The 19586-nt window shown below is 71.3% G+C and carries 21 protein-coding genes; 10 read left to right on the top strand and 11 right to left on the bottom strand.

Features of this window, described 5'->3' with window-relative positions; all coding sequences use genetic code 11:
• Nucleotides 1–54: 54 nt before the first annotated feature.
• From disA to Psi01_RS17900, 4 genes are all read right to left on the bottom strand, one after another.
• Nucleotides 55–1140 carry a DNA integrity scanning diadenylate cyclase DisA gene (disA, locus tag Psi01_RS17915; RefSeq protein ID WP_204065173.1) on the bottom strand — a complete coding sequence of 362 codons (1086 nt, stop codon included), beginning with the start codon at nucleotides 1138–1140 and terminating at the stop codon, nucleotides 55–57.
• A gap of 137 nt (nucleotides 1141–1277) precedes the next feature.
• Nucleotides 1278–2687 carry a DNA repair protein RadA gene (gene radA / locus Psi01_RS17910; protein ID WP_204065172.1) on the bottom strand — a complete coding sequence of 470 codons (1410 nt, stop codon included), beginning with the start codon at nucleotides 2685–2687 and terminating at the stop codon, nucleotides 1278–1280.
• 87 nt (nucleotides 2688–2774) lie between these two features.
• Nucleotides 2775–3089: a thioredoxin gene (gene trxA, locus Psi01_RS17905; protein ID WP_204065171.1), complete on the bottom strand. Its 315-nt coding sequence runs from the start codon at nucleotides 3087–3089 to the stop codon at nucleotides 2775–2777.
• Nucleotides 3086–3505 carry a MerR family transcriptional regulator gene (locus Psi01_RS17900; RefSeq protein ID WP_204065170.1) on the bottom strand — a complete coding sequence of 140 codons (420 nt, stop codon included), beginning with the start codon at nucleotides 3503–3505 and terminating at the stop codon, nucleotides 3086–3088. The genes trxA and Psi01_RS17900 overlap by 4 nt, the downstream gene beginning before the upstream one ends.
• Nucleotides 3506–3667: 162 nt before the next feature.
• On the opposite strand from Psi01_RS17900, the gene Psi01_RS17895 reads away from it, so the two are divergent.
• Nucleotides 3668–4213, top strand: coding sequence for a phosphatase PAP2 family protein (locus Psi01_RS17895; RefSeq protein ID WP_204065169.1), 546 nt, complete (start codon nucleotides 3668–3670; stop codon nucleotides 4211–4213).
• Nucleotides 4214–4259: 46 nt separating this feature from the next.
• Here Psi01_RS17895 and Psi01_RS17890 read toward each other — a convergent pair whose 3' ends face one another.
• Nucleotides 4260–4958 carry a class I SAM-dependent methyltransferase gene (locus Psi01_RS17890; RefSeq protein ID WP_204065168.1) on the bottom strand — a complete coding sequence of 233 codons (699 nt, stop codon included), beginning with the start codon at nucleotides 4956–4958 and terminating at the stop codon, nucleotides 4260–4262.
• A gap of 171 nt (nucleotides 4959–5129) precedes the next feature.
• On the opposite strand from Psi01_RS17890, the gene Psi01_RS17885 reads away from it, so the two are divergent.
• The 6 genes from Psi01_RS17885 (at nucleotide 5130) to Psi01_RS17860 (ending at nucleotide 11238) form a co-directional block, all read left to right on the top strand.
• The gene (locus Psi01_RS17885) at nucleotides 5130–5942 is read left to right on the top strand and encodes a sugar phosphate isomerase/epimerase family protein (RefSeq protein WP_204065167.1); all 813 of its coding nucleotides are present in this window, start codon (nucleotides 5130–5132) and stop codon (nucleotides 5940–5942) included.
• Nucleotides 5939–6529: a TetR/AcrR family transcriptional regulator gene (locus tag Psi01_RS17880; protein WP_204065166.1), complete on the top strand. Its 591-nt coding sequence runs from the start codon at nucleotides 5939–5941 to the stop codon at nucleotides 6527–6529. The genes Psi01_RS17885 and Psi01_RS17880 overlap by 4 nt, the downstream gene beginning before the upstream one ends.
• 258 nt (nucleotides 6530–6787) lie before the next feature.
• Nucleotides 6788–8914, top strand: coding sequence for a (Fe-S)-binding protein (locus Psi01_RS17875; RefSeq protein ID WP_204065165.1), 2127 nt, complete (start codon nucleotides 6788–6790; stop codon nucleotides 8912–8914).
• Between the two features lie 191 nt (nucleotides 8915–9105).
• Complete coding sequence (locus Psi01_RS17870) at nucleotides 9106–9864, top strand: hypothetical protein (RefSeq protein WP_239127802.1); 759 nt, start codon at nucleotides 9106–9108, stop codon at nucleotides 9862–9864.
• Nucleotides 9861–10937, top strand: a complete 1077-nt coding sequence (locus tag Psi01_RS17865) for a glycosyltransferase (protein ID WP_204065163.1) — start codon at nucleotides 9861–9863, stop codon at nucleotides 10935–10937. Before Psi01_RS17870 ends, Psi01_RS17865 begins: the two co-directional genes overlap by 4 nt.
• Before the next feature lie 19 nt (nucleotides 10938–10956).
• Entirely contained in the window at nucleotides 10957–11238 is a 282-nt protein-coding gene (locus Psi01_RS17860; RefSeq protein WP_031157959.1) for a metal-sensitive transcriptional regulator, read from the top strand.
• Nucleotides 11239–11328: 90 nt separating this feature from the next.
• On the opposite strand, the gene Psi01_RS17855 is transcribed toward Psi01_RS17860, so the two are convergent.
• From Psi01_RS17855 to Psi01_RS17845, 3 genes are all read right to left on the bottom strand, one after another.
• Complete coding sequence (locus Psi01_RS17855) at nucleotides 11329–11490, bottom strand: hypothetical protein (RefSeq protein WP_204065162.1); 162 nt, start codon at nucleotides 11488–11490, stop codon at nucleotides 11329–11331.
• Nucleotides 11491–11725: 235 nt separating this feature from the next.
• Nucleotides 11726–13084, bottom strand: a complete 1359-nt coding sequence (locus tag Psi01_RS17850; RefSeq protein WP_204065161.1) for a hypothetical protein — start codon at nucleotides 13082–13084, stop codon at nucleotides 11726–11728.
• An 87-nt stretch (nucleotides 13085–13171) separates the two neighbouring features.
• Nucleotides 13172–13711, bottom strand: a complete 540-nt coding sequence (locus tag Psi01_RS17845; RefSeq protein WP_204065160.1) for a gamma carbonic anhydrase family protein — start codon at nucleotides 13709–13711, stop codon at nucleotides 13172–13174.
• Between the two features lie 140 nt (nucleotides 13712–13851).
• Here Psi01_RS17845 and Psi01_RS17840 point away from each other — a divergent pair, with 140 nt between their 5' ends.
• Nucleotides 13852–15018, top strand: a complete 1167-nt coding sequence (locus Psi01_RS17840) for a DivIVA domain-containing protein (RefSeq protein ID WP_204065159.1) — start codon at nucleotides 13852–13854, stop codon at nucleotides 15016–15018.
• 196 nt (nucleotides 15019–15214) lie between these two features.
• Here Psi01_RS17840 and Psi01_RS17835 read toward each other — a convergent pair whose 3' ends face one another.
• The 3 genes from Psi01_RS17835 to Psi01_RS17825 all read right to left on the bottom strand — a co-directional run bounded on the left by Psi01_RS17835 (nucleotide 15215) and on the right by Psi01_RS17825 (nucleotide 17005).
• Nucleotides 15215–15433: a hypothetical protein gene (locus Psi01_RS17835; protein WP_204065158.1), complete on the bottom strand. Its 219-nt coding sequence runs from the start codon at nucleotides 15431–15433 to the stop codon at nucleotides 15215–15217.
• A gap of 126 nt (nucleotides 15434–15559) precedes the next feature.
• The gene (locus Psi01_RS17830; RefSeq protein ID WP_204065157.1) at nucleotides 15560–16312 is read right to left on the bottom strand and encodes a GntR family transcriptional regulator; all 753 of its coding nucleotides are present in this window, start codon (nucleotides 16310–16312) and stop codon (nucleotides 15560–15562) included.
• A gap of 174 nt (nucleotides 16313–16486) precedes the next feature.
• Complete coding sequence (locus Psi01_RS17825) at nucleotides 16487–17005, bottom strand: VanZ family protein (RefSeq protein WP_204065156.1); 519 nt, start codon at nucleotides 17003–17005, stop codon at nucleotides 16487–16489.
• A 325-nt stretch (nucleotides 17006–17330) separates the two neighbouring features.
• On the opposite strand from Psi01_RS17825, the gene Psi01_RS17820 reads away from it, so the two are divergent.
• On the top strand, nucleotides 17331–18785 hold the full coding sequence (locus Psi01_RS17820; RefSeq protein ID WP_204065155.1) for a 2-hydroxymuconic semialdehyde dehydrogenase: 1455 nt from the start codon (nucleotides 17331–17333) through the stop codon (nucleotides 18783–18785).
• A complete protein-coding gene (locus tag Psi01_RS17815) occupies nucleotides 18778–19578 on the top strand; it encodes a 2-keto-4-pentenoate hydratase (protein WP_204065154.1) in 801 nt (266 codons plus the stop codon). The genes Psi01_RS17820 and Psi01_RS17815 overlap by 8 nt, the downstream gene beginning before the upstream one ends.
• The last annotated feature ends 8 nt before the right edge of the window (nucleotides 19579–19586 follow it).

The following is a 19586-nucleotide window of genomic DNA, read 5'->3' as shown; positions in this document are numbered from 1 at the left end:
TTGGCATGGGTTCCGCGCCGTATCGGCGCAAGCTTCGCCGTATCGGCGCCGAGTTCAGACGTAGCGTTCCAGGATGGACGACTCGGCCAGGCGGGACAGGCCCTCGCGGATGTGGCGGGCCCGGGTTTCGCCGACGCCGCCGACCTCCTGGAGGTCGTTGGTGCTGGCGGCCAGGAGTTTCTGGAGGCCGGAGAACTGCTCGACCAGGCGTTCGACGATGGTGGCCGGGAGGCGGGGGACCTTGGCCAGCAGGCGGTAGCCGCGGGGGCTCACCGAGGTCTCCAGGGCCTCGGCGCCGGAGTGGCCCAGGACCTGGGCGACCTGGGACAGGTCCAGCAGGCCGGAGGGGGAGAGCTGGTCGAGCTCGTGCAGGGCCTCGGAGACCTTGCGGACACGGCGGCCGGTCGTGGGCAGGTAGTCGCGCACGACGAGCTCGCGGTCGCTGTCGGTGCCGGCGACCAGCTCGTCCAGCTGCAGGGACAGCAGGCGGCCGTCGGTGCCCAGCTCGACGACATAGCCCGCGATCTCGTCGGAGATCCGGCGGACCATCTCCAGCCGCTGGACGACCACCGCGACGTCGCGGACCGTCACCAGGTCCTCGATCTCCAGCGCCGACAGGGCGCCGCAGACCTCGTCGAGGCGGAGCTTGTAGCGCTCAAGGGTCGCCAGCGCCTGGTTGGCCTTGGACAGGATCGCCGCGGACTCCTCCAGCACGTAGCGGATGCCGTCGAGGTACAGGGCGATGATCCGCATGGACTTGCTGAGGGAGATGACGGGGAAGGACGTCTGGACCGCGACCCGCTGGGCGGTGCGGTGCCGGGTGCCGGACTCGTCGGTGGGGATGGACGGATCGGGCATCAGGTGCACCGCCGCCCGGACGATCCGGTGGTCGTCGGAGTCGAGCACGATGGCGCCGTCCATCTTCGCCAGCTCGCGCAGCCGCGTCGCGGAGAACTCGACGTCGAGCTCGAAGCCGCCGCTGCATATCCGCTCGACGGTGCCGTCGTAGCCCAGCACGATCAGGCCGCCCGTGTGCCCGCGAAGGATGCGCTCCAGGCCGTCGCGGAGCGCGGTGCCCGGCGCGACCGAGGCCAGGACGGCTCTACGGCGCTCGTCAAGCCCCTTGTACGTTGCTGCCACATGACCCCCGTGGTCTGCGTTGAAGCCCGCTCGCGATCAGGGGCGCACGATCGGGTTCTGACACTCAGCTTAGCGGCGACAGTCTCGGACGTGTCGGAACGACCGGACTCGTCACGGGTCGGCCCGGGCCGGAGAGGTCAGGTGACGTGGGTCAGGGCGTCCCAGACGTTCTCCGCCTCGACGACGTCGAAGCCGGGGCCGAAGCCCCCGGAGCGGCCGTTGACGGGGACCAGGGAGCCCTCGGCGCGCTGTTTGCGGTCGTTCTTGCCGATCTCCAGGGAGCCGGTCGGGACCAGGGCGCGGGTGAAGCCCAGGCGCGCCGCCTCGGACAGGCGGCGGCGCACGTCGCGCACCGGGCGCAGCTCGCCGGCCAGGCCGACCTCGCCCAGGACCACCAACCCGGGCGGCAGGGCGCGGTCGCCGGCCGCGCTGGCCACCGCGAGCATCACCGACAGGTCGATCGCCGGGTCGCTGAGCTTGATGCCGCCCACGGTCGCGGTGAACACGTCGCAGCCGCCGAGCTTGGCGTTGAGCCGCCGCTCCAGCACGGCCAGCACCATCGTCACCCGGTAGGGGTCGAGCCCGGAGGAGGAGCGGCGGGGCTGCTGGGCCTCGGTCCTGGCGACCAGCGCCTGGACCTCGGCGGGCAGCGGGCGGGTGCCCTCCATGGTGACGGTGACGCACGTGCCCGGGACCGGCTCGGTGCGGTGGGAGACGAACAGGCCGCTGGCGTCGGCGATGCCCTCGATGCCGTCCTCGTGCAGGTCGAAGCAGCCGACCTCGTCGACGGGGCCGTAGCGGTTCTTGATCGCGCGGACCATCCGGAGCCGGGAGTGGCGGTCGCCCTCGAAGTGGAGCACCACGTCGACGAGGTGCTCGAGCGTGCGGGGGCCGGCGATCGAGCCCTCCTTGGTGACGTGGCCGACCAGGACCGTGGACATGCCGCGCTCCTTGGCCATCCGGACCAGGTTGCCGGCGACCTCCCTGACCTGGGTGACGCCGCCGGGGACGCCGGTCGCCTGGGTGGACCCGATGGTCTGCACCGAGTCGACGACGAGCATGCCCGGCTGGACCTTCTCCACGTGGGTCACCAGGGCGCTCAGGTCGGTCTCCGCCGCGAGGTAGAGGGAGTCGTGGATGGCGCCGATCCGGTCGGCCCGCAGGCGCACCTGGGCCGCCGACTCCTCACCCGTCACGTAGAGGACGGTCTGCTGACGGGCGATCTTGGAAGCGGCCTCCAGCAGGAGGGTCGACTTGCCGATGCCCGGTTCGCCGGCCAGCAGCACCACCGCGCCGGGCACCAGGCCGCCGCCGAGCACCCGGTCGAGCTCGGGCACCCCGGTGGCGCGGGCGTGCGCGATCTCGGCCTTGACCTGGCCGATCGGGACGGCCGGAGCCGACACGGCCCCGCCGGTGGCCACGCTCACGCCGACGCGCGCGCCGTCCTCCTCGACCGTGCCCCAGGCCTGGCACTCGCCGCAGCGCCCCACCCACTTGGCCGTCTGCCAACCGCACTCGCCGCAGCGATAGCCGACCTTCTTTGCCATGGCCGCACGCTACCCGCACCCACCGACAACTTTCACCCGGTACGGCGGGCCGCATCCGGGCGGGGCACCTCCCGGACGCGGCCCTCGCTAGATGTGGCCCTCGAGGTCGGACAGGAGCATGCGCTTGGGCTTGGCCCCCCTGATCTGCCGGACGACCTCGCCGTCCTTGTAGAGGTTCAGCGTGGGCAGGCCCAGGACGCCGTACCGGTTGGAGATCTCCGGGTGGTCGTCGGCGTTGAGCTTGGCGATCGTGACGCGGTCGCCGTACTCGGCCTCGATCTCCTCCAGGATCGGAGCGATCATCCGGCACGGGCCGCACCACTCCGCCCAGAAGTCCACCAGGACGGGCTTGTCGCTGCGCAGTACCTGCTCTTCGAAGTTCTCGGCGGTCAAAGTGATCATCGGTATTCCTGCTCTCTCGGTGACTCGATGGCCGGGGGACCCGCCGCGGGCCCTCTCAGCGCGCATCCGGGGCACGCCGAGGCCAGCTGCGCGGCCACCTCGGCCCGGCGGGCCAGCAACGTGCGGAGCTCCTCGTCGATCTGCGCCAGCTTGCGCCGGTAGACCTCCACGGACTCCGGGCAGGAGGCGCCCGACTCGTGCCCGGACCGCAGGCACGCCACGAAGGGCTTGGCGTCCTCCAGCGTGAACCCCACGGTGAGCAGCGACCGGATCTCGGCGACGAGCCTGAGGTCCTCCTCGTCGTACTCCCGGTAGCCGTTGGCCGAGCGCCGGGCGGTGATCAGCCCCTGCTGCTCGTAGTAGCGCAGCGCTCTGGTGCTGACTCCCGCCCGCCGCGCGAGCTCCCCGATCCGCATCCGGTCCTCCTCACGCCGTCACCGTAAGCCTTGACGTCTACGTCAAGGTCAAGCCCGGCCCCGGTGTTCCCGCGGCGTTCTCGCAATGGGCGGCGGAGGGGCGGAGGGGGGACATAAGATCGTTTGTTCACCCGTCGTTCATCGTCGTTCAGGAGGCCGGACGTGTACCGCGACATCGTCGAGTTCGCCCAGGGGGCCCCGGCGTGGCTGCACGCCTTCGCCGAGACGGGCACCGACGCTGGCCTGTTCGTCTTCGCGGCGCTGTTCGTGCTGGCCTGGTGGCGGGCGCGCAAGGGGACGCCGCGTGACATGGCCCTGGTGCTGCTCGGCCCGGCCGCCGTGGTCGCCGTCTATCTGACCAGCGAGCTCATCAAGATCCTCGTCAGGGAGGAGCGGCCGTGCCGCGGGCTGACGACCACCATCGCGGCCTGCCCGCCGGTGGGCGACTGGTCCTTCCCCAGCAACCACGCGGTGATCGCGGCGGCCGCGGCCGGCACCCTCGTGCTGGCCTGGCGCGCCCTGGCCGCCTTCGTGCTGCCGCTGGCCGCGCTGATGGCCTTCTCCCGGGTGTTCGTGGGCGTCCACTACCCGCACGACGTCATCGCGGGCTTCCTGCTGGGAGTGATCGCGGCGCCGCTGCTCGTCCTGCTCCTGACGGGGGCGGTGACACCGGTGGTGCGCCGGCTGGGCCTGGCCCGCGCGTCCTGAGGTCCCGCCCGGTTCCGGTCCGGGCGTCCCGGAGCCGGGAGAGGGCTCAGAACAGCTTCCAGCGCAGGAGGTTGGGGTACGGGATCTCCAGGCCGGGGGTCTCGGCGATGGCCCGCTCGGCGACCGCGGGGGTGAACTCGATGCGCAGCACGGCCTCGAGGTCGGCGCGGCGCTCGAAGGACATGCGCAGGTCGAGGCGCTGGACGGACCACCCCTGGCGGGCCCAGAAGGCCTCCACGGACTTGGCCGAGTAGGCGGGCACGGACTGGCTGAACCACCGGCCGAAGGCGCCGCGGGCGGGGTCGATGTCGATGACGAAGGCCGCGCCGCCGTGCCGTACCACCCGGGAGAGCTCGGCCAGCCCCGGCTCGCAGCCGGGCCCGAAGAAGTAGGCCCAGCGGGCGACGGCGACGTCCACCGAGGCGTCGGGCGCCGGTACGGCCTGCGCGGTGCCGGTGCGCACCTCGACGTTGGGCAGGGCCCGGCAGCGGCGCGCGGCCAGTTCCACGAGGTCGGCGTGCGGCTCGACGCCGATCACCCGCGCGGCCGTCGCGGACATGGCGGGCAGGTGATAGCCGGTGCCGCAGCCGACGTCGAGGACGGTCGCGCCGGTCCAGGGGCGGATGGCGGCCATCGCGGCGTCGGCCCGGCCCTCGGGGTCGACGGCCCGGTTCTCCAGCTCGTAGATGTGAGGGGTGTTCCAGATGTTGGGGCTGGGAATGGCCCCCTTCATGAACCGCGGCATCCCTTCACCGTAGCCAGGAGAGGCCGTGTGATCCTGCTCGCAGGGGGGTGCCCGGAGGCCATTGCCCCCCGGACGCGCTTAGTCTGACATTGTGAGGGAGCGAAGCGGGGGAACCGGCAGGCACACAGACGTCCGCGATGGTGAACTCCGACGTGATTGCGAGGAACTCCGATGAGTGTCATCCGGGTGCCCAGTGCGAAGATCGCGCTGTCAACGGCGTCGGTCTACCCGGAACGGACCCCGGACGCCTTCGAACTGGCGGCGCGCCTGGGATACGACGGCGTGGAGATCATGGTGGGCGCCGACCCGATCAGTCAGGACATCGACGTGATCGAGCGGCTGTCGGACCACTACCAGCTGCCGGTCCTGGCCATCCACGCCCCCTGCCTGCTGGTCACCCAGCGGGTGTGGGGCAAGGACCCGTGGGCGAAGCTGCAGCGCGCGCAGAAGGCCGCCGAGCGGCTCGGGGCCAAGACGGTCGTGGTGCACCCGCCGTTCCGCTGGCAGCGCGACTACGCGCGTGACTTCGAGACCGGGCTGGCCCGGATGCGCGACGAGACCGATGTGATCTTCGCGGTGGAGAACATGTTCCCGCTGAAGGCCCGGGGCAACAACGTCGTGCCGTACTCCCCGGACTGGAACCCGATCGAGTACGACTTCCCGCAGGTCACGCTGGACCTGTCGCACACGGCGGTGTCGGGCTCCGACGCCTGGGAGATGTTCAACAAGCTCGGCGACCGGCTGGCCCACCTGCACCTGGCCGACGGCGTCGGGATCCCCAACCGGGACGAGCACCTGGTCCCCGGCCGGGGCAACCAGCCCTGCGCGCCGATCCTGGAGCGCCTGGCGGGCAACGGCTTCGGCGGCCTGGTCGTGCTGGAGATCAACACGCGCAAGGCGGCCAGCCGCACCGAGCGCATCGACGACCTGGCCGAGGCGCTGGCCTTCGCCCGCCTGCACCTCGCGGCCTCGGCCAACGCGTGACCACGACGGGCAGGCGGCGTCCGGGGCGCCGTCCGGGATCGGCGGACACGCGGGGTGAGATCCTCGCGGCGGCACGGAAGATCTTCGCGGAGAAGGGATACGACAAGGCCACCATCCGGGGCATCGCCCGCGAGGCGGGGGTGGACCCGGCGCTGGTGCACCACTACTTCGCGAGCAAGGACGGCATCTTCGTCGCGGCGATGGAGCTGCCGGTCAACCCGGAGGAGTTCGTCCCGCTGCTGACGGCCGGGCCGCGTGAGGAGATCGGCGAGCGGCTGGTCAGGTTCATCCTCACGATCACCTCCGACGCCCAGGCGCGCCAGCCCGTGCTGGCGCTGATGCGCACGGCGATGACCAACGAGCAGGTCGTCGGCATGGTCCGGGAGTTCATGACGCACGCGCTGCTGGCGAAGGTCGCCGAGGCGCTGGGGGTCCCGCCGCTCCGGATGGAGGTGGCGTTCGCCCAGATGTTCGGCGTGGTCCTGGTGAGGTATGTCATACAGCTCGAACCGCTGGCCTCGGCCGACATCGAGGAGCTGATCGAGTTGCTCGCGCCCACGATCCAGCGCTACATCGACGGGTCCTGAGCTGCGCGTTCCCGGCCGCCGTCCGGCCCCGGGAGGAATGCCGGGGCAATCGGAGGGGAAACCGTACGGCGGGCACGCGGCGGTTCGGCGTGTCTAGAGCATTGTTCCGGAGTATGAATTAACCATAAGGTGACCACGGTTGCCGCGGGTCCTCTCCCGGACATAAGTTACCGACCGGTAGGATCCGGGACGACCCCTTGTCACCGTGGATGACCGGCGGTCGTACGCTGGCAGCCAACGCCGTCTGTGGGAGGACCCGTGCTCTGGGTAGCCATCATCGGGCTCGTCATGACAGTCGCCGCGGTCGCGCTCGCCGCGCGCCGCGTCCTGTTCCTGTACAAGCTCGCCACCATCGGCCCGCCCGCCCCCGAGCGGATCGAGTACGCCAAGAACAACGTCGGCGCCGAGGTCAAGGCCCAGCTGGTCGAGGTCTTCGGGCAGAAGAAGCTGCTGAAGTGGACGCCCTCCGGCGTCGCGCACTTCTTCGTCATGTGGGCGTTCTTCATCCTGCTGACCGTCTACATCGAGGCGTACGGCGCGATCATCCAGGGCGCCATCACGGGTGAGGCGGACTTCCACATCCCGCTCATCGGCACCTGGCCGGTCCTCGGCTTCCTGCAGGACTTCATCGCCGTCGCCTGTCTCCTGGGCCTGATCGCCTTCGCGGTCATCCGGATCAAGAACTCCCCCAAGAAGCTGGGCCGCGGCTCCCGGTTCTCGGGCTCGCACCTGGGCGGCGCCTGGCTCGTCCTGTTCATGATCTTCAACATCATCTGGACGCTGTTCCTGGCCCGGGGCGCCGCCGTCAACACCGGCAACTTCCCCTACGAGTCCGGGGCGTTCGCCTCCGAGGCGGTCGCGAGCATCCTGCCGACCAGCGAGCTGCTGGAGGAGATCGCCCTCCTGCTGCACATCGGCTTCATGCTGGTGTTCCTGGTCATCGTGGTGAACTCCAAGCACCTGCACATCTTCACCGCGCCGCTGAACGTGCTGTTCTCCCGCCGGCCCGACGCCCTGGGCCCGGCGCCGGAGATGCGCGTCGACGGCAAGCCGGTCGACTTCGAGGACGAGGACCTCGACCCCGAGCGGCTCGGGCGCGGCAAGATCGCGGACACCACCTGGAAGGGCTTCCTCGACTTCTACACCTGCACCGAGTGCGGCCGCTGCCAGTCGCAGTGCCCGGCGTGGAACACCGACAAGCCGCTCTCGCCGAAGATGCTCATCCTCGACCAGCGCGACCACGCCTTCGCGGTGGCGCCGTACCTCATGGCGACCGAGGAGCAGCGCGCGCACGCCGGCCAGGACGTGCTGGCCCTGCTGGAGAAGCCGCTGGTCGGCGAGGACGGCGTCATCCACCCCGACGTGCTGTGGTCCTGCACCAACTGCGGCGCCTGCGTCGAGCAGTGCCCGGTGGACATCGAGCACATCGACCACATCCTCGACATGCGCCGCTACCAGGTGATGGTGGAGTCCAGCTTCCCCACCGAGGCCGGCGTCATGGTCAAGAACCTGGAGAACAAGGGCAACCCGTGGGGGATGTCCGAAATGAAGCGGGCCGACTGGATCGAGGAGCTCGACTTCGAGGTCCAGCTCATCGACGAGAAGATGCCCGAGGACACCGAGTACCTCTTCTGGGTCGGCTGCGCCGGCGCCCTGGAGGACCGGGCCAAGAAGACCACCAAGGCCGTCGCCGAGCTGCTGCACATCGCGGGCGTGAAGTTCGCGGTGCTCGGCCCGATGGAGGCCTGCTCCGGTGACCCGGCCCGCCGCCTGGGCATGGAGTTCCTGTTCAACATGCTGGCCCAGCAGAACATCGAGACGCTGAACGAGGCCGGGGTCAAGAAGATCGTCGCGACCTGCCCGCACTGCTTCAACACCCTCGCCAACGAGTACCCGCAGCTCGGCGGGACCTACGAGGTCGTCCACCACACCCAGCTGCTGGCCAAGCTGGTCGACGAGGGCAAGCTGGTCCCGGTCGCCCCCATCGAGGAGAAGATCACCTACCACGACCCGTGCTTCCTGGGCCGCCACAACAAGGTCTACTCCCAGCCCCGCGACATTATGTCCAAGGTGCCGGGCGTGCAGACCCAGGAGATGCACCGCCACAAGGACCGCGGCTTCTGCTGCGGCGCCGGCGGCGCGCGGATGTGGATGGAGGAGCGGATCGGCAAGCGCATCAACACCGAGCGCGTGGACGAGGCGCTGACCACCGACCCCGACACCATCTCCACCGCCTGCCCGTTCTGCCTGGTCATGCTGGGCGACTCGATCAACGAGAAGAAGAACTCGGGCGAGGCCAAGGAGACGCTGGAGGTCGTGGACGTCTCCCAGCTGCTGATCAAGTCCATCAAGGGCGAGCCCGCCGAGCCCGCCGCCACCTCCTGACCGGGGAGTCGGGTGCGGCCCGCTGTTCTGCGGGCCGCACCTGACTTCAGTCAAGTCTTATCGAAAAGGACACCAGGTCCGAAACTCTTCCTTCTGATTACGGAAAAATCACGGTAACCTCAACGTCGCATAGCTCATTCGACGGGGAGGGGCTGGCGGTGCGTGTCGTCGTCACGGATGCCGAAGTCACTTTGGCCGACGTTCTGTCGCTCCGTCTGGCAGTGGACGACCCCGTCACCGAAGGCGCCGAACTGGTGCTGCGCCACCGGGCCACCTCCGAGGAGCGCACGGTGACACTGGGCGCCTGCGGCGCCGAGGCGCGCGGCGCGACGCTCGCGATCTCCCTCGTCCCGCTCGATCTCGGCCCCGGCCGCTGGGACGTCTACCTCGAACAGGACGGCTCGCGGGTACGGCTGCGCAGCGTCGACCCAGGGTTCTCCCTCGACCGTCTGGACGCCTACGCGCTGAGCCGCCGCACCCGGGCCCACCGGGCCTACCGCACGCGCAACGGCTTCCTGGCGCTGAAGGTCGACGAGGTGGAGCCGGCGGCGGAGGTCCGCGCGGTCTGGTTCAGGGAGGGCCGCTTCGAGGTGACGGGCCTGCTGGCCTTCACCGGCCTCGACGACGACGAGTCCCGGCACGAGGCCCGCCTGGCGCTGCGCCGCAACGGCACGGCGGAGCTGAGCGCGGTCGCGACGGTCCAGGGCGTGCGCTTCCACGCCGCGCTCTCGCTGTGCGACATGGTCGACGCCGGACCCGGGCAACCGGGCGTCTGGGAGCCCACACTGGAGGTGGACGGCCTGACCACGCCGCTGCGCCTGGCCTCGCGGCTGGACGACGTGGACGGCAAACGCCGGCGGGTCCACTATCCGGCCGCCCGCGTCGACGGCGTCCCGATCAGGCCCTGCTACACCGCCGACGACGAGCTCATGATCGAGGTGGGCGGGTGAGGATCTGCCTGCTCGTCCCCTCGGCGTACGGCATGCGCGGCGATGTCCGCTCCGTCGTCAACCTCGCGGGCGAGCTGGCACGGCGGCACGAGGTCGAGATCCTCAGCGTCCGCCGGCACAAGGAGAAGCCGTTCTTCCCGGTGGCCTCGAACGTGCGGATGTCCTGGGTGGTCGACGCCCGGCCCGGCGTGCGCCACCTGCTGCCCGCGGGGCAGATCCGCACCGACGTCGCGCTGTGGCGGCGGCTGCGGGCGGTGCGGGCCGACGCGCTGATCACCACCAGGCCGGGCCTGAGCGTGCAGGCCGCCAGGCACGCCCCGCGCGGCATGGTGCGCATCGCCCGCGAGTGGGGGCGCCCGCCGGTGCCCGGGCCGATCAGGAAGTTCTACCCGCGCCTGGACGCGGTCGCCGTCGCCACCGAGACCGGCCGCCAGGAGTGGGAGCGCCTGCTGGGCGACGGCCCCCCGGTCCGGCTGATCCCGGACGCGCTGCCGCCGGGCCCCTGGCCGCGCTCGCGCATGGACAACCGCATCGTCGCCGCCGGGGGGCGCTGGGTGCCGGTGAAGGCCTACGACCGGCTGATCCGCGCGTTCGCCGTCATCGCCGACAAGCGCCCGGACTGGCGGCTGCGGCTGTACGGCGCGGGCCCGGAGGACAAGCGGCTGCGCGCCCTGGTGGCCGACCTGAACCTGCACAACCACGTCTACTTCATGGGCACGACCTCCGACCTGACCGGCGAGTTCGCCAAGGCCTCGATCGTGGCGGTGACGTCGCGGGCCGAGGTGCTCGGGATGACCGTGATCGAGGCGATGGCCAGCGGGGTGCCGGTGGTCGGCTTCGACAGCTCGCGGGGGCCGGGGGAGTTCGTCGTGGACGGCCGCAGCGGGGTTCTCGTGTCCGAGGGCGGCGAGGAGGTCGAGGCCTACGCCTCGGCGCTGCTCGCGCTCATCGACGACGAGCGCAGGCGGCGGCAGCTGGCGGCCGGGGCGCTGGACGCCGCGGGGGCCCACGACGTGTCCTCGGTGGCCGAACGGTGGGAGAAACTGATCGCCACCGCCTCCCGCTGCGTCTGAGCACGGGTACCTTTGGGTCATGCATGGGTACAGCGGTGACAAGCAGGCCTATCTCACCAGGCTCAGGCGGATCGAGGGACAGATCCGAGGCCTGCAGCGGATGGTCGAGGAGGACGCCTACTGCATCGACGTGCTGACGCAGGTGTCCGCGGCCACCAGGGCCCTGCAGGCGGTGGCGCTCGGTCTGCTGGAGGACCACATCGGCCACTGCGTCGCCGACGCGATCAGCACGGGCGGGCCGGAGGCGGAGGAGAAGGTCAAGGAGGCCTCGGCGGCGATCGCCCGCCTCGTCCGTTCGTGACTAGTCACCCGACGGCCTTTTCGAACCACGTCCCGGACCCCTGGAAGGGAGTCCGGGACTAGGTCGTTCAGACGGTTTCCCTCAACCGCTTCAGCACGTCGCCGAAGCGCTCAATCCGAGCGCGTTGTCGAGCTCCGCCAAGGTGAGAGGCCGTTCGCTGCAAGCGACGGCGGTAAGTACCTCGGCATAGAGCGCGATCTCGTCCAACGCGTCACGGTCGTGGATCCGCAGATCCAGATCGTCGTGCCCCACCGCGTCGTCCTTCCTTCCGCAGCCCACACCCACTTCGAGGTTACGGCGGGAGGGTCTTTCGTGCCCATGGCCCATCGGGACCATTCGGTACGCCCCCACCGCGTACCCCCAAGGGTCATTTCCCCGAATACGAGATCACGATTCAGCTAATTATCCGACGAGGAAGGGATTAGAACGATATAGGAGGAGTAAGTATGAAATAACTAGATCTGTGGTTTAGTTTCGCTTCTGTCTGTCAGAAGTGACGTGGGTAGGTCCCCGAGACCCCCGGAACGGGGTCGTCCCGCTCGTCGATAAGCCAGTGGACCAGGGCGCAGGCCGTGGCGAACCCCCGCTCCGGCACAGCCGTCCCGCTCAGGCGGCACCAGGCGAGCCCGGTGGCGTAGGCGGCGCCCAGCAGCGCGGCCGCCGCGGCCCGGCCGGGCGGGCGCAGGGCGGAGGGCAGATTGGCCGAGGAGGCCTCCGCGGAACGCGGCCAGCAGCCCCGCAGCGGGTGCGTCCGGTCGATGAGCACCACGTGCAGGATGTGGCGCAGCTCGGGATCCAGCCACGGATAGAGCCGGTCGGCCGCCCGGGGCGCGTGGGCCGCGACGTCGGCGGCGAGCAGGGAGGCCGCCACCGCCCGGGGGTCGGCGCCCTTCGGGGCGAGGAACGCCAGGGCCTCGACGAGGTCGTAGAGGGTGTGCTGGAAGTGGTCGCCGGGCGAGGTCTCGGCCAGCCTCACGTGGGGCGCGCAGCGTGACAGCCACAGGTGCCGAACCGCGTCGTCGCCGTGGTGGGCGGCCGCGACGTCCTCGCCGGTCCGGTGCAGGATCGGCGCGACCATCGCCGCCAGCGCCTCGGCCCTGGGCCGGAAGCGGGGGTCGCCTCTGAGCGCGGCGGCGGTGTCGGCCATCAGCGCGGCCAGCCGCAGCCCCGCCTCGGGATGGCCCGCCCTGACGCGCTCGCCGTACAGGGCGATCAGGTCGTCCAGCGCGACCGGGGCCAGCCAGCGGACCCACTCGTCGCCGGGCAGCGGGCGGGCGAGGAACTCCCCGAACATCGACAGCAGCACCTCGTTGCCGTCGAAGGCCGGGGCGTAGGCGCACCACATGAGCGTGCCCCAGATCGCGGCGACCGGGCCGGCGACCTCTCCGGCGAACAGCTCGGTGAACGGCCCGTGCAGCGGGAAGTCCTCCCTGCGCCTGCCGCGCTGGGCGGCGACCAGCGCCCTGACCCGCTCGGTTGTCCCGTACGGCACGTCCGGGCCGACGAAGCCCTGGACCGAGCCCCGGTCCGCGGCGAAGTCGGGGCCGGCGGGGACCAGGTGGGGCATGATCGCGGAGGGGACCTGGACGACGCGGGCCGCGCCGCGCACCCCCGGATCCGCGGGGGGAGCGGAGAGGTGCCAGCGGCCGTCGGCGGGGTCCTGCCGGTACCACCGCCCGTAGGCGCCGAACAGCCACCGCCCGCCGTCCGGGGTGGCCAGCACGCGCAGGGCGACGGCCTGGGCGCGGGCGTGCGGCGGCAGGGACGGCCACCGGTGGTCGGTGACCATGGCGCGCACATCCCGCTCGATGGCGTCGAAGCCGTCCCACTGTCGCACGGCGGCCATGCTACTCACGGTCCCTCCGTCGGCGGAGGGACGGCTCGGACCTGCCGGACGGACGGGATCGGGACGGCTGCGCGGCGGCGCCGCGGCTCAGGCCGGAGGCAGGGGTACGGCGGCGCGGTGGCGCGCGGCCTTGGCCATGTAGTTGGCCGGGGTCCTGGCGAAGGAGTCGCGGTCGTCGTCGGCCAGCTCCCTGACGATCTTCCCGGGGACGCCCGCCACGAGGACGCCGGCCGGGATCTGCTTGCCCGGGCCGACCAGCGCGCCCGCGGCGACCAGGGACCCGGCGCCGATCCGGGCCCCGCCGAGCACGATCGCGCCGATGCCGATCAGCGCCCCGGTCTCCACGTACGCCCCGTGCACCATGGCCTTGTGGCCGAGGCTGACCCGCGGCTCCAGCACGGCGGGCTGGCCCGGGTCGGCGTGCAGGCAGCACAGGTCCTGGACGTTGCACTCCTCGCCGACCTCGACGGCCTCGTCGTCGCCGCGCAGGACCGAGCCGTACCAGACGCTGGCCGCGCGGTCGAGCCGTACCCGGCCCACGATCACCGCACCGGGTGCTACGTATGCCTCTGGATGGATTTGAGGGGATGCGTCGTCGAGAGAGGCGACGTAGGGCGCGGTGGTCATGCGCCCGATGGTACGGGTAGCGGGGTCGGCGGTTATTCGCGCGAGTGGGTCGCGCGTTCCGGTTGAGGGCTAGGGTGGGTGGCAGCAAAGTCGTCTGCCGACGTCTCCTTTCCCACCCCACGACTTCCACGGGTGACGCTATGACAAACCAGCACGAGAGCTTTCCTGAGCTGATGCATGAGGACTCGTTCGAGGTCGTCATGCGTGGCTACAGTCGCCGCCAGGTCCACGACTACATGATCCGGACGCGCAACCAGATCCGCGATCTGGAGGAGCGGCTGGCGCGGGCGATCGATCAGGCGGAGCAGGGCAGGCTGGAACTCGCCGAGGCCCGGCGCAGGCTCTCCGACGCGCCTCAGGACTATGACGAGCTCGGGCAGCGGCTCAGTCAGATCCTCAAGCTCGCCGAGGAGGAGGCGGCCGCCAAGCGCGAGGTCGCCGACACCGAGGCGCGCAGGCTCCGTGACGAGGCGACGCTGGAGACCGATCGCCTGGTCAGCTCCGCCCGTGAGCGCGCGGAGGGCATCCTGAGCGCCGCGCAGCAGGAGGCCGAGCGCCGGGTCGGCGAGGCGACCGCCACCGCCGAGCAGATGCTCGCCCAGGCGGGCAGCGACGCCGAGGAGACGCTCAACGCCGCCCGCGCCGAGGCCGAGGAGACCCTGCGCAGCGCCCGCACGGACGCCGAGCGGATGGTCACCTCCGCCCGGCAGGAGGCCGAGCGGACGATCGAGGGCGCCCGGGCCGAGGCCGAGTCCACGCTGGCCGCCGCCCGCGCCGAGGCCGAGGCGACCGTCTCGTCCGCCAACGCCGAGGCGCACGCCACGCTGACCGCCGCCCAGCAGCGCGTCTCGGTGCTGGACGAGGGCACCGGACGGCGCGTCGCCTACCTCACCGACACCCACCGCGAGGTCATGCGCCGTCTCAACGAGATGAGCACGGTCCTGGGCGACCTGATCCACCGCGAGAACTCGGCCGGGGCCCTGATCGACGAGAAGGCGGTCCTGCCGCCCCCGGCCTCCGCCCCCGCCATCGCCGCCGCCCCGCAGCCCGGCCCCGACGTGGAGGCCGTCCGGGTGATAGTCGAGGACGACGAGACCGAGAACGTCAAGGACGCCGAAGGCACCGACGCCGGGGATGCCGGGAACGCCGGGGACGCCGGGAACGCCGGAGAAGTCGAGGAGGAGGACGACGACGCGACGACCGTCACGCGGCCCGCCCTCGGCCGGCACACGGCGGCCTCCGACGACACCGAGGTGCACCGCGGACCGTCCCTCGGGGCCGACGAGGAGCTCACCGCGCGCAAGTGACCGGCGGGTGGCCGTGTGCCCGCGGGTGACCGCGGTCGGCCGATGACCGGCGGCTGCGGTCCGTCGACGACGGATGATCGCGGTCGCCGGGAAGCCGGCGGAAGCCTCCGCCCCCGATCGGGTCGGAGGCTTCCGCGACTGGAGGCCCAGCGCCCGGGCCGCGCTCGACCCGCTGGCCCAGGCGCCGGGCTGTCTTTCAGGAGATCGCTCCGTCGAAGCGCTCTCCCTGGTCTAGGAGCTGCTCGCGCAGTCCTTGGGGATCGTCCGCGTCGATGGTCATCGCGCAGCCGGCCTCACGCTGGGCGGGGCTCAGCGGGTGGTGGCGGGTGGCCCACCACCGCCCCGCGTCGCTCCGCCAGATCGTCCAGTCGGGAAACTCCCGGGCTATGTCCGCCAGATGCCGGTCGAAAGACATCCATGCACCTTCCCCGCGCCCAGGATCGCCGCTGTGACGTTCCATCTCCGACGGTGAGGCACCTCTCTAGAGAAATCAATGATCGCAAGGGTCAGGTCAACCTATCGGTTGACGGATGACCTTGATCTATGCGTCGAAATCGTATTGGAGTACATATGACGCGGCGTCAAGGATCATCTCGTTGACCTCCACGGGCACCCCGGCCGCGCTGTAGGCGGTCCTCATGATCACAATTACCGGGGTGCCGGCCGGGAGGTCGAGCAGGTCGGTCTCGAGCGGGTGGGGCATGCGGGCGCGCAGTTCCTCGGTGAACCTGACCGGGCCGTGGCCGATGTCACCCAGGCGCGCGTAGACCCCGCCGGGGCCGGTGTCCTCGCGCAGGATCGGGGTGCCCTCGACGAGCGCCGCGGGGAAATGGGAGGCCGACAGCTGCACCGGCCGCCCGTCCACCGAGTACCGGCGCCGCCGCACCCAGACCTCGGCGGTGCCCAGCACGCGGGCGATGTCGTTCTCCGCAGGCTCCCTGTCGATGTGAACCTCGTCCACGGTGTACGACCGGCCCCTGGTGTCGGCGTCCCAGATGGCCTGCCCCTGTCCCCAGTGCCCCTGCGAAAGGCGCCGTGAGCCGTGCCGTCGCAGCGGGCGGAACTGCCGGACGTAGACCCCCGAACCGCGCTTGGGTACGGCCAGCCCTTCGTTGATGAGTACCGAGAGTGCCTGTCTGGCGGTCGCACGGGCCACGCCGTACTGCGCCATCAGGGCGTTCTCGCCCGGGAGCCGATCCCCGTCACGGAGCTCGCCGGACAGGATCGCTTCGCGGAGCCCGTCGGCGATGCGCCGGTAGATCGGGGTCTCGGGAGGTACCGGGGATTGCTGCACGTTTGATCACCCTCTGTCACCAACCGGGTTTGGCGTCTCCAGAGAACTTGCCCCGCCTTGTCCACGATCGCACAGATAACAGAGCTTGGTCCCGTGCTTCTTTTGAGCGGATCGTGCCCTTGTGGTGATCTCCGGGAGTTTTCTCGGACCGTTACCGTGGAACGATCCGAGCCGCTATTGAGGAGCCCACCACCGGCGCGTGACGACCGCCGCGAACACGGCTCCCGCGGTGTTGAGGATGACGTCGTCGACGGAGCTGACCCTGCCGAGGCCGAGGCCGTACTGCAGGAGCTCGACGGCCAGGGAGGCCGCCGCCGCCACGCCCGCGACCGCGGCGAGCGAGGCGAAGCGCGGGGACCGGATGGGGAGCATCGCCCCGAGCGCCGCGAATACCAGGAGATTGCCTCCGACCTGCACGAATGCCGCTCCGGGCGGCATCAGGGCGACCTGTCGGACCAGATCGGCCAGGGGGACGAGGTTCACTCCGGGCGCGTCGGCGGGGGTGAGGATCATCCAGATCCAGGGGGCGGTCCCGGTGACGATGGCTACGTCGGCGACGGCGGTGCGGCGGGGGGAGGGGTGACCGCCGCGCGCCCGGTGGCGGGCGAGGAGGAAGGCGGCCGACAGGGCCGCTGGGACGGCCAGCAGCGCCGCGACGACGACCGGCCCCCATGTCTGCCACGCCTGCTGCATGGCCCCATGATGCCTCCCGGGATGACCGGATCGGGCGGCGCGCGGGCCGTGCGGAGGTACGGGAAGGTGACCTTCAGGAAAGGTCCCGGAAAGGCGGGGAAGACCGCCGCAAAGGGGCTCCGCCGGTCCCCGCGCCGCAGGGGGGGCGTTCCACCGGCGGGCGTGGCCGCCCCGCCCGTGGCTCTGCGTGATCACGTCCGGGGCTTCCCGCGATCACGTCCGGCAGGACGCCGGTCGTACGTCACCCCGGGGTTGTTGCCCACCCGGTGCCCGCGGATCTATACCCGTATATAGCAGTCCGGAATGTCCTGCCCGAGGAGGCGCCGTGCCCGACCCGGTGACCCATTTCATCGGCGGGGTGCCGGTCGCGCTGGGCCCGACGTTCGCCGCGTGCGATCCGGTGACCGGCCGTGAGGTCCGCAGGGTCCACGAGGCGGACCGGTCCGTCGTCGACCGCGCCGTCGCCGCCGCCCGCGCGGCCCTGCCCGGCTGGGCGGCGCTGCCCGTGGCCGAGCGGGCCGCCTGGACGCGCCGGCTCGGCGACGCCATCGAGGAGCGGTTCGAGGACCTGGTCGCCGCGGAGATCGCGGACACCGGCAAGTCGATCACGCAGACCCGCACCCTGGACATCCCGCGCGGCGCGGCCAACTTCCGGGCCTTCGCCGAGATCGCGGCGCAGCGCCCGGAGAGCGCCTTCCACCTCAAGGACGCGCTGAGCTACACCGTCCGCCGGCCGCTCGGCGTGGTCGCGGTCATCGTGCCGTGGAACCTGCCCTTCCTGCTGGCGACCTGGAAGCTCGGCCCCTGCCTGGTGGCGGGCAACACCGTGGTGGCCAAGCCGTCGGAGCACACGCCGGGCTCGCTGGCCGTGCTGGCGGAGATCGCCGCCTCGATCGGGCTCCCGCCGGGCGTCCTCAACGTCGTCAACGGCTTCGGCACCGGCTCGACCGGTCAGTTCCTGGTCGAGCATCCGGGGGTGGACGCCGTCACTTTCACCGGCGAGAGCCGTACCGGATCTGCGATCATGAAAGCCGTGGCGGACCGGGTCAAGCCGGTCTCCTTCGAGCTGGGCGGCAAGAACGCCGGGCTGGTCTTCGCCGACGCGGATCTGGAGGCCGCGGTGGAAGGGAGCGTCAGGTCGGTGTTCACCAACGGCGGCCAGGTCTGCCTGTGCACCGAGCGGCTCTACGTGGAGCGGCCGGTGTTCGGGGAGTTCGTCGAGCGGCTGGCCGAGGGCGCGCGCGGGCTGGCGTTCGGCCGCCCGCAGGACGAGAGCACCGTGATGATGCCGATGATCTCGGCGGAGCACCGGGACAAGGTCCTGTCGTACTACGCCCTGGCCAAGGACGAGGGCGCGACGATCCACGCGGGCGGCGGGACGCCGCGCTTCGGCGACGAGCGCGACGGCGGCTACTACGTCGAGCCGACCGTGCTCACCGGGCTGCCGAACGGGAGCCGGGTGAACCGGGAGGAGATCTTCGGCCCCGTCTGCCACGTGGCACCGTTCGACTCCGAGGCCGAGGCCGTCGGGCTGGCCAACGACAGCGAGTACGGCCTGGCCGCGACGGTGTGGACCTCCTCGCTGAACCGCGCCCACCGCGTCGCCCGGTCGCTGGAGGCCGGGCTGGTCTGGGTCAACACCTGGTACCTGCGGGACCTGCGCACGCCGTTCGGCGGGGTCCGGCTGTCGGGCATCGGCCGCGAGGGCGGCACCCACTCGCTGGACTTCTACTCGGAGCCGACCACGATAACGATCAAGCTGGAGGCCGGACATGGATGAGTGGAGCGAAGCCGTCGACGTCATCGGCGAGGCGGCCGACCGGCTGTGGGAGGCGGCGCGCAGCGGCAAGCCGTGCCCACCGGTGCGGGAGATGCTCCCGGACCGGACCGCGGAGACCGGCTACGCCGTACAGGAGGTCAACACGCGCCGGGCGCTGGCCGAGGGGCGGCGCCTCGTCGGCCGGAAGATCGGCCTGACCTCGCAGGCGGTCCAGCGGCAGCTCGGCGTGGACCGGCCCGACTTCGGCATGCTCTTCGCGGACATGGCCCACCTCGACGGGCTGCCCATCCCGACCGGGATCTTCCTGCAGCCCCGGGCCGAGGCGGAGATCGCGCTGGTGCTCAAGAAGGGCCTGGAGGGCGGCGGCCCGTTCACGGTGGCCGACGTCATCCGGGCCACGGACTTCGTGCTGCCCGCGATCGAGATCGCCGACAGCCGGATCGAGGGCTGGGACATCACGATCGTGGACACCGTCGCGGACAACGCCGCCGGCGGCGCGTTCGTCCTGGGTGACACGCCCATGTCCCTGACCGGCCTCGACCTCAGGCTGGCCGGGATGACCATGAAGCGGCGCGGTCAGGAGGTCTCCACGGGCGCGGGCGCGTCCTGCATGGGCAACCCGCTCAACGCCGTCGTCTGGCTGGCGAACACGCTGGCCGCCACGGACTTCCCGCTGACGGCCGGGGACATCGTGCTCACCGGGGCGCTCGGCCCGGTGGTGGAGGTCGAGCCCGGCGACGTCTTCGAGGCCTGCATCGACGGCGTCGGCTCGGTGCGGGCGGTGTTCGAGTGAGCCGGGCG

It is taken from the genome of Paraplanobispora siamensis, assembly GCF_016863175.1.
GTDB lineage: Bacteria > Actinomycetota > Actinomycetes > Streptosporangiales > Streptosporangiaceae > Planobispora > Planobispora siamensis.
The sequence above is the reverse complement of the archived record's forward strand: the minus strand, read 5'-3'. Positions and strand labels throughout refer to the sequence as shown.

Excerpts from the sequence above, each read along its gene's own strand:
- Psi01_RS17890 (WP_204065168.1), bottom strand. The coding sequence starts at position 4,958 with ATGCCGCGGTTCATGAAGGGGGCCATTCCCAGCCCCAACATCTGGAAC.
- Psi01_RS17885 (WP_204065167.1), top strand. The coding sequence starts at position 5,130 with ATGAGTGTCATCCGGGTGCCCAGTGCGAAGATCGCGCTGTCAACGGCG.
- Psi01_RS17845 (WP_204065160.1), bottom strand. The coding sequence starts at position 13,711 with ATGACCACCGCGCCCTACGTCGCCTCTCTCGACGACGCATCCCCTCAA.
- Psi01_RS17900 (WP_204065170.1), bottom strand. The coding sequence starts at position 3,505 with ATGCGGATCGGGGAGCTCGCGCGGCGGGCGGGAGTCAGCACCAGAGCG.
- Psi01_RS17860 (WP_031157959.1), top strand. The coding sequence starts at position 10,957 with ATGCATGGGTACAGCGGTGACAAGCAGGCCTATCTCACCAGGCTCAGG.
- Psi01_RS17825 (WP_204065156.1), bottom strand. The coding sequence starts at position 17,005 with ATGCAGCAGGCGTGGCAGACATGGGGGCCGGTCGTCGTCGCGGCGCTG.
- radA (WP_204065172.1), bottom strand. The coding sequence starts at position 2,687 with ATGGCAAAGAAGGTCGGCTATCGCTGCGGCGAGTGCGGTTGGCAGACG.
- Psi01_RS17850 (WP_204065161.1), bottom strand. The coding sequence starts at position 13,084 with ATGGCCGCCGTGCGACAGTGGGACGGCTTCGACGCCATCGAGCGGGAT.
- Psi01_RS17835 (WP_204065158.1), bottom strand. The coding sequence starts at position 15,433 with ATGTCTTTCGACCGGCATCTGGCGGACATAGCCCGGGAGTTTCCCGAC.
- trxA (WP_204065171.1), bottom strand. The coding sequence starts at position 3,089 with ATGATCACTTTGACCGCCGAGAACTTCGAAGAGCAGGTACTGCGCAGC.
- Psi01_RS17815 (WP_204065154.1), top strand. The coding sequence starts at position 18,778 with ATGGATGAGTGGAGCGAAGCCGTCGACGTCATCGGCGAGGCGGCCGAC.
- Psi01_RS17840 (WP_204065159.1), top strand. The coding sequence starts at position 13,852 with ATGACAAACCAGCACGAGAGCTTTCCTGAGCTGATGCATGAGGACTCG.